Source organism: Cognatilysobacter segetis (assembly GCF_004359965.1).
Classification (GTDB): Bacteria; Pseudomonadota; Gammaproteobacteria; order Xanthomonadales; family Xanthomonadaceae; genus Cognatilysobacter; species Cognatilysobacter segetis.
Genome location: NZ_SMRQ01000003.1, coordinates 61,934 through 74,796, shown reverse-complemented (window position 1 = coordinate 74,796; position 12,863 = coordinate 61,934). Strand labels below are relative to the sequence as shown.

Genomic DNA, 12,863 nt, shown 5'->3' with positions numbered 1-12,863 from the left:
GTGCTCAATCCGCACCCGGGAGCGCCGGCTGCAGCGCCACGGCCTGCTGGCCCTTCGGCAGCCGGCCGCCGATGCGCCAACGACCGTCGGCCGGCGCGAGCCGAACGTTCCAGTCGCGGGTCCCATCGACCGCGGATGCCGCGTGCCAGCCGGTGGGGCCCGGCACGACGTCGATCACGCGGTCTTCGGCCGAATGCGCGGGATGCAGCAGGCTCAGCTTCAACGGCCGGCGACGGTCGAAGTCGCCCTGCACCGGGATCACGTCGATCACGCCGCCGCCGACGCGCACCACCGCGCTCAGCTTCATCTGCTGCGCGCGCGCGTCCGGGCCGAGGTCGGCCACCTGCATCTGCGCGGTGCGGTCGACCTTGTCGACGATCGCATCATCCGAATCGCGGTTGGCGATCACGACGAGCCCGATGCCGAAGATCATCGACACCACGGGCAGGCCGACCACCAGCCACATCACCGGGTTGGACCACTTGGAACGTTCGTCAGGCGGCATCACATCGATCCGAAGAAGCTGCTGTCGACGCTCGCCTGTGCGTCGCCGTTGGCGGCGCGCACGGTGAAGCGCAAGGGGTGGCGGCCGGTCGCGGTCGCCGGGCCGTGCACGGTCACTTCGACCGGGACGACGGCCTGTGCAGGGACGTTCACGATTTCCGGCACGCCGCGCAGCTGCAGTCCGGGCGACGCGGCGTCGAGCGTGATGCGGTAGCGCTGCGGCGCGTCGGTCCTGTTGGCGAGCTTGAGCGTGTAGCCGTTGTCGATGCCGTCGGCGACCGGGCGGTACAGCGCGTTGCGATCGCGCATGGCTTCGACGGTGAGCGGTGCGCGGTGGCCGACGCCCCAGCTCCACGCGGCGACCAGCGCGACCAGCAGTGCGCCGTAGATGACGATGCGCGGGCGCAGTACGCGGCTCGGGTGGCCTTCCAGCGCGTTCTGCGTCGTGTAGCGGATCAGGCCTTCCGGATAGCCCATCCTGCCCATCACGTCGTCGCAGGCGTCGATGCAGGCGCCGCAGGCGATGCACTCGTACTGCAGGCCGTTGCGGATGTCGATGCCGGTCGGGCAGACCTGCACGCAGATCGTGCAGTCGATGCAGTCGCCGAGGTCCTCGGGCGCGAACTTCGGCAGGGGCGCGGCTTCCACGCCCGCACCGGCGAAGGTGATCGTGCCGCCCGCGCCGGCCGCGGCTGCGGCGGCGGTGGGATGCAATGCGGCGCGGAATACGTAGTCGTAGGCGGTGACGCGCGCCAGCAGGCCGCGTGCGCGCTCGATGACGCTCGGCAGGCCGCGCTTGCGCGGGCCGCGCGGTTCGCCGCGCATCGGGTCGTAGGCGATGATCAGTGTGTTGCGGTCGAACATCGCGCTCTGGAAGCGCGCGTACGGGCACATGTACTTGCAGACCTGCTCGCGCAGGAAGCCGGCATTGCCCCAGGTCGCGAGCGCGTAGAACAGCACCCAGAACGTTTCCCAGCCGCCCCAATGGAACGGCACGAGTCGGCCGGCGAGATCGGTGATCGGGGTGAAGAAGCCGACGAAGGTGAAGCCGGTCCACAGCGCGAATACCGCCCAGAGCAGGTGCTTGGCGCCCTTGCGCGCGACCTTCTCGCGGTCCCACGGCGCCGCATCGAGCTTGATGCGCCTGGCGCGGTCGCCCTCGGTCCACTTCTCCATCCACAGGAAGACTTCGGTCCACACCGTCTGCGGGCAGGCGTAGCCGCACCAGAGCCGTCCGGCCAGCGCGGTGAAGAAGAACAGCGCGAGCGCGGCGACGATCAGCAGCAGCGCGAGGAACAGGAAGTCCTGCGGCCAGAAGGTCAGCCCGAAGACGTGGAACTTGCGCGCCGGCAGGTCGAAAAGCACGGCCTGGCGGCCGTCCCAGCGCAGCCACGGGAACACGTAGAACATGCCGAGCAGCCACGCCACCGCGAACACGCGCAGCCGCGCGAGCGAGCCGGTCACCGAACGCGGATAGACCTTGCGTTCGCTGACGTAGGCGCCGACGGGCTCGTCGACCATCTGCAGGGGAATCGGACGGCTCATTTCTCGTGCGGCAACGGCTGGTTGAAGCGGCTCGCGGGGCGCAGCAGGACCCAGGTGAACAGGCTGGACGCGCTCGTGGCGAGCCAGAAGGTGAAGAAGCCGACCGTGTAGCCGAGCTCGCGGGTGATCTCGAGCTGCGGGAACGTCATGTCGCGCAGCACCAGCGGATCGACGTAGGCGAAGAACACCATCGTCGCGACGCCCGCGGCGAAGAAGCTCGGCCAGAGGATCGCGCCGACCCGCTGCGCCATCGGGCGCGGCGGGTGGTCGAACACGGGCTGCGGCTGCGACATGCGTGGCGCTCCTTTACTTCGCGGCGACCTGCGCCGGGCCGTTGGACAACGACCAGACGTAGGCGGCCACCAGGCGTGCACGCGTCTCGCCGAGCAGCGCACGGTGCGCCGGCATCACGCCGTGGCGGCCGTTGGCGATGGTCTGCACGAGCTGCGCCTTGCTGCCGCCGTAGAGCCAGTAGTCGTCGGTGAGGTTCGGCGCGCCCATCGCGGGATTGCCCTTGCCGTCGGCGCCGTGGCAGGCCACGCACACGCCCTCGTACAGCGACTTGCCCTGCGCGGCCATGAAGTTGTTCTCCAGGCCCTTCGGGTCGGCGAACGACTGCACGTAGCTCGCGACGTAATCCACCGCGTTCTCGCCGCCCATGCCGGTCAGCACCTTGCCCCATTCGGGCATCACGCCTTCGCGGCCGTCGAGCACCGTCTCGAGGATGCGGTCGGGCGTGCCACCCCAGTGCCAGATGTCGTCGGTGAGATTGGGATAGCCGATCGCGCCCTTCGCCGACGAGCCGTGGCAGCCGGAGCAGGTGTTGGTGAAGATCGAATGGCCGATGGCCACGGCGTGCGGATCGCGCGCGATCGCATCGATAGGCTTGCCCGCGTACCGGGCGAACGCGGCGTTGAGCTTGGCGTCCTCGCCCGCCTTGTCCGCCGCGTATTCCTTGTCCGACGTCCAGCCCGAATAGCCCTTCAGGCCGCCGAGGCCGCCGTACCAGACGAGGTAGCCGACGCCGAAGACGATCGTCAGGTAGAAGCCGTTGATCCACCAGCGCGGCAGCGGCTTGTTGTACTCGGTGAGGTCGCCATCCCACACGTGGCTCGTGTCGGTCGGCTTCGGATCGCCGGGGCGCCTGCGCGCGGTGAACCACAGCAGCCACACGCAGCCGGCGATGTTCAGCACGACCAGTGCGATCACGTACCACGACCAGCCCATGCTCATCGCGGAGTCTCCTCGTTGTCGTTGAGCGGCAGCCGTGACGCCGCATCGAATTCCGCCTTGCGCGCGGGGCGCCAGGCCCAGATCCAGCCGGCGACGAACAGCGCCAGCAGGATCGCGGTGACGGTGCCGGCGACCATGTCAGCCGCCCCTCGGCGCGTTCTTGCCCAGGCCCTGCAGGTAGGCCACGACCGCATCCATCTCGGTCTTTCCATCGACCGCCTTCGCGGCGCCGGCGATGTCCGCGTCGGTATACGGATCGCCGATCGCGCGCAGCGCCTTCATGTGTGCGGTGATCGTCGCGCCGTCGACCGCGTTCTTCTCCAGCCACGGGAAGCCCGGCATGTTCGACTCGGGCACCACGTCGCGCGGCTGGTTCAGGTGCACGCGGTGCCAATCGTCGGAATAGCGGCCGCCCACGCGGGCCAGGTCCGGGCCGGTGCGCTTGGAGCCCCACTGGAAGGGGTGGTCGTAGACCGATTCGCCGGCCAGCGAGTAGTGGCCGTAGCGCTCGGTCTCGAAGCGCAGCGTGCGCACCATCTGCGAATGGCAGTTGTAGCAGCCCTCGCGGACGTAGACGTCGCGGCCGGCGAGCTCCAGCGCGGGATAGGGCTTTACGCCGGGCAGCGGCTCGATCGCCTCGGCCTGGTGCATCAGCGGGACGATCTCGGCGAGCCCGCCGAACGAAACCGCCACCGCGATCAGGACCGCCATCAGGCCGACGTTCTTCTCGACTTTCTCGTGTGCGTTGGTGCTCATGTCGGGTCCTCAGGCGAGCGCCGGCGCCGCGACGGCGTCGACGACGGGCTCGCGGCCGTCGGCGAGCGTCTTCAGCACGTTCCAGCCCATCAGCAGCATCCCGCCGAGCACCAGCAGGCCGCCGCCCAGGCGGATAAGGTAGTAGGGATAGGTCGCGTTGAGCGCTTCGACGAAGCTGTAGGTCAGCGTCCCGTCGGCGTTGGTGGCGCGCCACATCAGGCCCTGCGTCACGCCGGCGATCCACATCGCGACGATGTAGAAGACCACACCGACCGTGTGCAGCCAGAAGTGCAGGTCGATCGCCTTCGTCGAATGCATGCGCTCGGCGCCGACGAGCTTCGGCAGCATCGCGTAGATCGAGCCGATGGTGATCATCGCCACCCAGCCCAGCGCGCCGGCGTGCACGTGGCCGATCGTCCAGTCGGTGTAGTGCGAGAGCGAGTTGACCGTCTTGATCGACATCATCGGCCCCTCGAACGTGCTCATCATGTAGAAGCTGAGCGAGACGATGAGGAACTTGAGGATCGGGTCGGTGCGCAGCTTGTGCCACACGCCCGACAGCGTGAGCATGCCGTTGATCGCGCCGCCCCAGGAGGGCGCCAGCAGGATCAGCGAGAACACCATGCCGAGCGACTGCGCCCAGTCCGGCAGCGCGGTGTACTGCAGGTGGTGCGGGCCGGCCCACATGTAGACCGCGATCAGCGCCCAGAAGTGCACGATCGACAGGCGATACGAATAGACCGGGCGCTGCGCCTGCTTCGGCACGAAGTAGTACATCATCCCGAGGAAGCCGGCGGTCAGGAAGAAGCCCACCGCGTTGTGGCCGTACCACCACTGCACCATCGCGTCGACGGTGCCGCTGTAGACCGAATACGACTTCAGCGCACCGGCCGGGATCGCGACGTTGTTGACGATGTGCAGCAGCGTCACCGCGACGATGAAGCTGCCGTAGAACCAGTTGGCGACGTAGATGTGCGGCGTCGTGCGTTTGGCGATGGTGCCGAAGAACAGCCAGCCGTAGGCCACCCACACGGCGGCGATCAGCAGGTCGATCGGCCATTCGAGCTCGGCGTATTCCTTGCCCTGCGTCATGCCCAGCGGCAGCGTCACCGCCGCGGCGACGATCACCGCCTGCCAGCCCCAGAACACGAACGACGCCAGGCGGTCCGAAATCAGCCGGACGCCGCAGGTGCGCTGCACGACGTGCAGGCTGGTACCCATCAGCGCCGAGCCGCCGAAGGCGAAGATCACCGCATTGGTATGCAGTGGACGCAGACGGCCGTAGCCGAGCCACGGAACCCCGTAGGTCAGGTCGGGCCAGTACAGCTGCGCCGCGATCAGCGCGCCGACCGACATCCCGACGATGCCCCACAGCACCGTCGCGAGTGAGAACTGGATCACGACCCGGTCGTTGTACGCCGCGGCGCGGGGCGCGGGCATGGCCGGGCGGGCGGCGACCGGCGCAGCCCTGAGCTCTGTTGTGGACATGGATTGACCTTGCGGAGTGAGGTGCCGAGTCACGCCGCCATTCTCGAAGCCGTGTGCCGGCCGCGCTTGATCCAGATCAAGTCCGTGCCGGGTACCCCGCAACGCGATGCTCCAGGCGCCGCGACGCCACGCCGCAGCCGCTGCCCATGCCGCCGGTCACGCGATGCGCGCCTTCCATCCGGCCCGGCCCAACGGTTCAGGCCGACAGGGGGAGAGTCCCTATAGGCTGCGCGCCCGGGATTGGTTAGCGTCCCGGTGCAGCCCGGGGACGCGAATGAAGCTGGATCTGTACCGCCGCGTGGATGGTGCGCTCGTCGTGGTCCCCACGCGCTTCGCGTGCGGGCTGCCGACGCTCGCGCCCGACGCCCTGCGGTTCATCCGGACGGTGAGGCTCGAGCTGGGGGTGCTGGGCGACGGCCTCGTGCTCGACATCGGCCTGCACGGCTTCGCCGTGGCGAGCGGGGCCGACGAGGCGCTGCTGCGCAGCTGCCCGACCGTCCAGTCGTCCAACGCCTGATCGCGCCGGCGGGCGCGTCGGCTCAGGCCGCGTCGAACAACTGCTGCAGCACCGCCTCGCCGTAGCGATCGAGCTTGCTGCTGCCGATGCCCGGGATGCGCCCCAGATCCTCGAGATCCGCCGGGTCCGCCTCGGCGATCGCGCGCAGAGTGGCGTCGTGGAAGATCACGTACGCCGGGACGTTCTGCTCGCGCGCGGTCTGTGCGCGCCATTCGCGCAGCGACTGGAAGCGCACCAGCGACGCCGGATCCAGGTCGAACGCCTCCGCTTCCGACGCGCGCCGGTCCCGGCGCATGCGTGGCGGCGCCTTCGGCTCGCTGCGAAAGCGCAGCGTGGCCTCGCCGCGCAGCACGGGGCGCGCCGCCTCGGTCAGCCGCAGCGCGCCGAAGTGCTCGACGTCGACGTCCACGTAGCCGCCCGCGACCAGCTGGCGGAACACGCTGCGCCACTGGCGGTCGTCGAGGTCCGCGCCCACGCCGAACACGGCGAGTTCGCCATGGCGGAACTGCTGCACCTTCTCCGTCTTCGCGCCGCGCAGCACGTCCATGAGATGGCCGACGCCGAAGCGCTGGCCGGTGCGGTAGATCGCCGACAGCGCCTTGCGCGCGGCGTCGGTGCCGTCCCAGCTCTGCGGCGGGGACAGGCAGTTGTCGCAGTTGCCGCAGGCGCCCGCATGCGCCTCGCCGAACAAGCGCAGCAGTGCCTGCCGGCGGCAGTCGGTGCTCTCGCAGTAGCCCAGCAGCGCGTCGAGCTTGCGCAGCTCGAGCTGCTTGCGCTCGCCGCCGGCATCGCCCTGTTCGATCATTTGGCGCAGGCTGACCACGTCGCCCAGCCCGTAGCTGAGCCAGGCTTCCGAGGGGCCGCCGTCGCGGCCGGCGCGGCCGGTTTCCTGGTAGTAGCCCTCGATCGACTTGGGCAGGTCCACATGCGCGACGAAGCGCACGTCCGGCTTGTCGATGCCCATGCCGAAGGCGATCGTCGCCACCATCACGATGCCGTCCTCCTGCAGGAAACGGCGCTGGTTGGCGGCGCGCACCTGCGCGTCCATGCCGGCGTGGTAGGGCAGCGCCTTGAGGCCGGCCTTGCAGAGCTGCTCGGCCACCGCTTCGACGCGCTTGCGGCTCATCGCGTAGACGATGCCGCTCTGGCCTGGATGGCGGGCGAGGACGTCGAGCAGCGCGCGCGTGCCTGCGCCGTCCTTCGGCACCACGGTGTAGCGGATGTTCGGGCGGTCGAAGGAGCTGACGAACTGCTTGGCGTCCTCCAGTGCCAGGCGCTCGACGATCTCGCGGCGCGTCGGCGCGTCGGCGGTGGCGGTGAGCGCGATGCGCGGCACGTCCGGCCAGCGCTCGTGCAGCACGGTGAGCTGACGGTACTCCGGGCGGAAGTCGTGGCCCCACTGCGAGACGCAGTGGGCCTCGTCGATGGCGAACAGGCCGAGCTTCGCGCGCTCCAGCAGGGACAGGAACCGCCCGGTGAGCAGGCGCTCCGGCGCGACGTAGAGCAGGTCGAGGTCGCCGGCCAGCAGATCGCGCTCGACGGCGGCGGCCGCGGCCGCGTCCAGCGTCGAGTTCAGGAAGGCGGCGCGTACGCCGACCTGCCGCAGCGCCTCCACCTGGTCCTGCATCAGCGCGATCAGCGGCGACACCACGATCGCCACGCCGTCGCGCAGCAGCGCCGGGATCTGGTAGCAGAGCGACTTGCCCCCGCCCGTCGGCATCAGCACCAGCGCGTCGCCACCGCCGGCGACATGCTCGACGATCTGCGCCTGCTCGCCGCGGAACGCGGTGTGGCCGAAGATCCGATGGAGGAGGTCGAGGGCGGTGTCGCTCATCGGGGACGTTCTCGAATCAGGCCATCCGCTGCGTAACTGGCTGCCGACTGAACACAACAGCGGCGCGGAAAATGAATACGAAGCGTGCTAACAGTTTCTAAATAGTTTCGCGCATAAGATTCGCACACGCTCGGACGCGAGCTCAGCACTTCCCTGTCAGGAATGCGAAAAAGCCCCGGATTTCCGGGGCTTTTTTTATGGCGCGCATTCAGGTGCGATCCACTCGTCCACAGACGGCATTCAGCTGTCCCTATGCACTCTACCGGCGCCCCGGACGTTCAGTTCTGAATTCCGCAAAGAGCCAGTGACTGGTACCAGGCGTCCGGGGCGACTTTCCTGTCGTGGGAAGTCTACTGCAGCAGCGACCGCAGCATCCACGCGTACTTCTCGTGCGTCTGCAGGCGCTGGGTCATGAGATCGACCGTCGGATCGTCGCCCGCCTCGTCGGCGCGGGCGAGCACGGCGCGCGCCGTCCGGCAGACCGCCTCGTTGCCCGTCACCAGCTGCCGCACCATTTCGCGCCAGTCGGCCGTCTCGGTCAGGCCGGGCTCCTCGGGCAGCGAGCTCATGCGGATGAATTCGGCGTACGAGCCCGGCGCGTTGAAGCCCAGCGCGCGGATGCGCTCGGCGATGTCGTCCAGCGCCGCCCACTGCTCGGTGTACTGGGTCTCGAACATCACGTGCAGGGCGTTGAACATCGGCCCGGTGACGTTCCAGTGGAAATTGTGCGTCTTCAGGTAGAGCGTGAACGCATCGGACAGGAAGTTGGACAGCCCGTCCGCGACCGCCTTGCGGTCTTCCTCGCTGATCCCGATATTGACCGCAGGCATGCCGGCCGCCGCTTTCTCGCCGCCGTTGCCGCTCTTGCGCGTTTCAGTTCCCTTGTTCATCTGCGTTCTCCGAGTTCCGTCGTGACACCGGCGACAATAGGCGGCCCGCCGGCCCGTGTGAAATCGATCTTTCGTCTTGAACCGATCCGCGCCCTCTATCGACGCCCAGGACCTTCCCGCCGCCCGACGTCGCCTCGACGAGGCGATGACGCGGGATCGCGGCCGCCTGCATGGCCTGTGGTCGCGCTGGAGCCAGTCCCCCGGCGATTCCGGGCGCCGCGCCGCGTTCGAACAGGCCCTGGTCCAGTCGATCGCGCGGCGCGAGGCCCGTGCGCGACAGCTGCCGCAGGCGACGGTGCCGGACGAGTTGCCGATCGCCGCTGAAGCCGAACGCATTGTCGACCTGATCCGTGAACACCCGGTCGTGGTGATCGCGGGCGAAACCGGCTCGGGCAAGACCACGCAGATCCCCAAGCTCTGCCTCGCGGCCGGTCGCGGCGCGGCCGGCATGATCGGCTGCACGCAGCCGCGCCGCATCGCCGCGCGCGCGGTCGCGCGGCGCGTCGCCGAGGAGCTGCAGGTTCCGATGGGCGGCGCGGTCGGCTACCAGGTGCGCTTCACCGAGAACGTCGGCGAGGACACGGTCGTGAAGTTCATGACCGACGGCATCCTGCTGGCCGAGATCCAGTCCGATCGCTGGCTGTCGAAGTACGACACCCTGCTGATCGACGAGGCCCACGAGCGCTCGCTCAACATCGACTTCCTGCTCGGCTACCTCAAGCAGCTCCTGCAGCGCCGGAGGGACCTGAAGGTCATCATCACCTCGGCGACGATCGACACCGCGCGCTTCGCCGCGCATTTCGAGAACGCGCCGGTGGTGAGCGTCGAAGGCCGCGGCTATCCGGTGTCGCTGCGCTATCGCCCGCTGGAAGGCGAGTCCGACGCGACCACGCCGTCGGGCCCCCGCCGCGGGCCGCTGCCCGACGAGGCCGACCGCGACGGCGCGCGCACGGTCAACGAAGCGATCGTCGCGGCCTGCGACGAGATCACGTCCGAGGATCCGCGCGGCGACGTACTCGTCTTCCTGCCCGGCGAACGCGAGATCCGCGACGCGCACCAGGCGCTGGAGCGCCGCAAGTACCGGCATACCGAGGTGCTGCCGCTGTACGCGCGCCTGTCCGCGCGCGACCAGGACCGTGTGTTCAACCCCGGCCCGCAGCGCCGCATCGTGCTGGCGACGAACGTCGCCGAGACCTCGCTCACCGTGCCGCGCATCCGCTACGTGGTCGACCCGGGCCTCGCGCGCGTCAAGCGCTACAGCCCGCGCGCCAAGCTCGACCGCCTGCACATCGAGCCGGTGAGCCAGGCCAGCGCGAACCAGCGCATGGGCCGCTGCGGGCGTGTCTCGGAAGGCACGTGCTATCGCCTGTATTCGGAGGCCGATTTCCAGTCGCGCGCCGAGTTCACCGATCCCGAGATTCGCCGGGCCGCGCTGGCCGGCGTGATCCTGCGCATGCTCGCGCTGGGTCTCGGCCGCATCGAGGAGTTCCCGTTCCTCGAGCCGCCGGACCCGCGCGCGATCGCCGATGGCTGGCAGCAGCTCGCCGAGCTGGGCGCGGTCGACGACGCGCGCAAGCTCACGGCGATCGGCCGCCTGATGGCCCGGCTGCCGGTCGACGTGAAGCTCGCCCGCATGCTCGTCGCGGCGAGCACGCACGGCGTGCTGCGCGAGATGCTGGTGATCGCCGCGTTCCTCGGCATCCAGGACCCGCGCGAGCGGCCCGGCGACCAGCGCGGCGCCGCGGATGCCGCGCATGCCGAGTTCGCCGACCCGCGCTCGGAGTTCCTCGGCATCCTCAAGCTCTGGCAGGCCTACGAGGACGCGCATGCCGACCTCACGCAGTCGAAATTGCGCGCCTGGTGCGAGAAGCATTTCCTTGGCTTCCTGCGCATGCGCGAGTGGCGCGAACTGCATCGCCAGCTGAAGCTCATGGCGGCCGAGCTGTGGCCGGGGCAGGGCGAGGCGGCGCCGGTCGGTGCACCGGACCCGAAAGCCGCGGCGATGCATTACACGAAGCTGCACCGCGCGGTGCTCGCCGGCCTGCCGACGCAGGTCGGCCAGCGCGCCGACCGCGGCTACGACGGGCCGCGCGGCCGCAAGTTCCAGCTCTTCCCCGGCTCGCCGCTGGCGAAGAAGCCGCCGCCGTGGGTGCTGTCGGCCACGCTACTCGACACCGAGCGCGTGTGGGCGCTGATCAACGCGTCGATCGAGCCGCAGTGGGCGATCGACGAGCTGCCGCATCTGCTCTCGCGCCGGCAGAGCGATCCGCGCTGGTCGCGTTCGCAGGGCCGCGTGATCGGCAGCGAGCAGATCTCGCTGTTCGGCCTCGTGCTCGCGCCGAAGAAGCCGATCCATTACGGCGCGATGTTTCCCGAGGAAAGCCGCGTCATCTTCGCGCGCGACGCGCTGGTCACCGGGGAGATCAACACACGCTCGGGCTTCCTGAAGAAGAACCTCGCCACGCTCGAACGGGCGAAGGACGAGGAAGCCAAGCAGCGCCGCGCCGGCCTCGTCGTCGACGAGGAGTGGATGGCGCAGTGGTACCTCGACCGCCTTCCGGCGCACGTGCACAACGTGCAGGCGCTGGACGCCTGGTACGCGAAGCTGCCGGCGAACGAGAAGGCCGCGCTCGAATGGTCGCTGGACGACCTGATGATCGGCGAGGCGAGCACCGCCTCGCGCTTCCCGCCGTTCCTGCGCATGGGCGACGTGCAGCTCGCCGTCGTCTACCGCTTCGAGCCGGGCGCGCCCGACGACGGGATGACGCTCGCCGTGCCCCTGCACCTGCTCAACGCGCTCGACGCGCCGCAGCTGTCGTGGCTGGCGCCGGGTTTCGTCGCCGACAAGGCGGCCGCGCTGATCCGCTCGCTGCCCAAGGCGCAGCGCCGCAACTTCGTGCCGGCGCCCGACTTCGCGAAGGCGTTCGCGGAAGCGCACGGCGCGTGGGACAAGGGCCGCCCGGTCGAGCCCGACACGTTCACCGGCACGCTCGCGCGCTTCCTGTCCAAGCTCACCGGCGCGCAGGTCGCGGCGACGGAGTTCGACGAGGCCGCGATTGAGCCGCACCTGCGGACGAACCTGCGCCTGCTCGACCGCGACGGCCGCCATGTACTGGCCGAATCGCGCGACCTCGACGACCTGCGCGAGCGCTTCGGCGCGCTCGCCGCGGATGCGTTCGCGGAGAAGGCGTCGAGCGGGCTCGCGCAGGAGGGGCTGACCGCGTTCCCGCCGACGCGCATTCCGGAAACGGTGCGCGGCGCGGGCGGCGTTCCCGCGTTCCCGGCGCTCCACGACGACGGCGACAGCGCGTCGGTGCAGGTCTTCGCCCAGCGCGACGAGGCCGCACGGGAACATCCCGCCGGCGTGCGCCGCCTGCTGCGCCTCGCCTCGGCCGACCGCATGCGCCAGGCACGCAAGCAACTGCCGGTGTCGCCGAAGACCGCCCTGCTGTACGCGGCGATCGAATCGGCGGCGCCGCGCTCGGGCGAGGCGGCGTCGCTGAAGGAAGGCGACCGGCTGCGGCTCGACCTCGTCGACGGCGCGTTCGAGGCCCTCACCGTCGACGGGCTCGCCGCGGTCCGCGACCCGGAGGCCTTCGACGCGCGCCGCGAACAGGTCGCGAAGGGACTCTTCCCCGAGGCGATGGAGCGCCTGCGCCAGGCCGAGGCGATCCTTGCGGCCGTCGCCGACGCGCGCGCGAAGTTCGAGTCGCCGTTGATGGGCTGGGCCAGCGGCAACCTCGACGACATGCGGGCGCACCTCGCCTCGCTCACGCCGCCCGGTTTCCTGCGCGATACGCCGGCGTCGGCGCTGCGCGAATATCCGCGCTACCTGAAGGCGCTGGCGCTACGCGCCGAGCGTGCGCTGCGCGATCCAGCGCGCGACCAGGCGCGCATGCTCGAGCTGCGCCCGTTCGCGCAGGCGCTCGCACGCGCCGACGGCGACGATCCCGACTGGGATGCGTTCCGCTGGGATCTGGAGGAACTGCGCGTCTCGCTGTTCGCGCAGGAACTGGGCGCGCGCGGCGGCGCGTCGCCGAAGAAGCTCGCGCAGCGGCTCGCCCAGCTCACGGGCTGAGCCGCGGCGCGGCGGGCC

Annotated in this window: 11 protein-coding genes; 2 read left to right on the top strand and 9 right to left on the bottom strand. The window is 69.9% G+C overall.

Features of this window, described 5'->3' with window-relative positions; genetic code table 11:
- Window positions 1-4 precede the first annotated feature (4 nt).
- Genes E4F61_RS01335 through ccoN form a run of 7 tightly spaced genes read right to left on the bottom strand, consistent with a single transcriptional unit; the run spans window position 5 to window position 5,478 of the window.
- Entirely contained in the window at window positions 5-505 is a 501-nt protein-coding gene (locus E4F61_RS01335; RefSeq protein ID WP_133477549.1) for a FixH family protein, read from the bottom strand.
- On the bottom strand, window positions 505-2,049 hold the full coding sequence (locus tag E4F61_RS01330) for a 4Fe-4S dicluster domain-containing protein (RefSeq protein ID WP_133477547.1): 1,545 nt from the start codon (window positions 2,047-2,049) through the stop codon (window positions 505-507). The genes E4F61_RS01335 and E4F61_RS01330 overlap by 1 nt, the downstream gene beginning before the upstream one ends.
- On the bottom strand, window positions 2,046-2,342 hold the full coding sequence (locus E4F61_RS01325; RefSeq protein ID WP_133477545.1) for a hypothetical protein: 297 nt from the start codon (window positions 2,340-2,342) through the stop codon (window positions 2,046-2,048). The genes E4F61_RS01330 and E4F61_RS01325 overlap by 4 nt, the downstream gene beginning before the upstream one ends.
- 13 nt (window positions 2,343-2,355) lie before the next feature.
- The gene (ccoP, locus tag E4F61_RS01320) at window positions 2,356-3,282 is read right to left on the bottom strand and encodes a cytochrome-c oxidase, cbb3-type subunit III (RefSeq protein WP_133477543.1); all 927 of its coding nucleotides are present in this window, start codon (window positions 3,280-3,282) and stop codon (window positions 2,356-2,358) included.
- The gene (locus tag E4F61_RS01315; RefSeq protein ID WP_133477541.1) at window positions 3,279-3,419 is read right to left on the bottom strand and encodes a cbb3-type cytochrome oxidase subunit 3; all 141 of its coding nucleotides are present in this window, start codon (window positions 3,417-3,419) and stop codon (window positions 3,279-3,281) included. The genes ccoP and E4F61_RS01315 overlap by 4 nt, the downstream gene beginning before the upstream one ends.
- Before the next feature lies 1 nt (window position 3,420).
- Complete coding sequence (gene ccoO / locus E4F61_RS01310; RefSeq protein ID WP_133477539.1) at window positions 3,421-4,038, bottom strand: cytochrome-c oxidase, cbb3-type subunit II; 618 nt, start codon at window positions 4,036-4,038, stop codon at window positions 3,421-3,423.
- Between the two features lie 9 nt (window positions 4,039-4,047).
- Window positions 4,048-5,478, bottom strand: a complete 1,431-nt coding sequence (ccoN, locus tag E4F61_RS01305; protein ID WP_133477538.1) for a cytochrome-c oxidase, cbb3-type subunit I — start codon at window positions 5,476-5,478, stop codon at window positions 4,048-4,050.
- 322 nt (window positions 5,479-5,800) lie between these two features.
- Here ccoN and E4F61_RS01300 point away from each other — a divergent pair, with 322 nt between their 5' ends.
- Window positions 5,801-6,043: a hypothetical protein gene (locus E4F61_RS01300; protein WP_133477537.1), complete on the top strand. Its 243-nt coding sequence runs from the start codon at window positions 5,801-5,803 to the stop codon at window positions 6,041-6,043.
- A gap of 22 nt (window positions 6,044-6,065) precedes the next feature.
- Here the strand turns inward: E4F61_RS01300 and recQ are convergent, their stop codons facing one another.
- Window positions 6,066-7,877 (bottom strand): DNA helicase RecQ, encoded by a 1,812-nt coding sequence (gene recQ, locus E4F61_RS01295; protein WP_133477536.1) that lies wholly within the window; start codon window positions 7,875-7,877, stop codon window positions 6,066-6,068.
- Window positions 7,878-8,227: 350 nt separating this feature from the next.
- Window positions 8,228-8,767 carry a Dps family protein gene (locus tag E4F61_RS01290; protein ID WP_133477535.1) on the bottom strand — a complete coding sequence of 180 codons (540 nt, stop codon included), beginning with the start codon at window positions 8,765-8,767 and terminating at the stop codon, window positions 8,228-8,230.
- Window positions 8,768-8,843: 76 nt separating this feature from the next.
- Between E4F61_RS01290 and hrpA the strand changes: the two genes are divergently transcribed.
- Complete coding sequence (gene hrpA / locus E4F61_RS01285) at window positions 8,844-12,845, top strand: ATP-dependent RNA helicase HrpA (protein WP_425480088.1); 4,002 nt, start codon at window positions 8,844-8,846, stop codon at window positions 12,843-12,845.
- The last annotated feature ends 18 nt before the right edge of the window (window positions 12,846-12,863 follow it).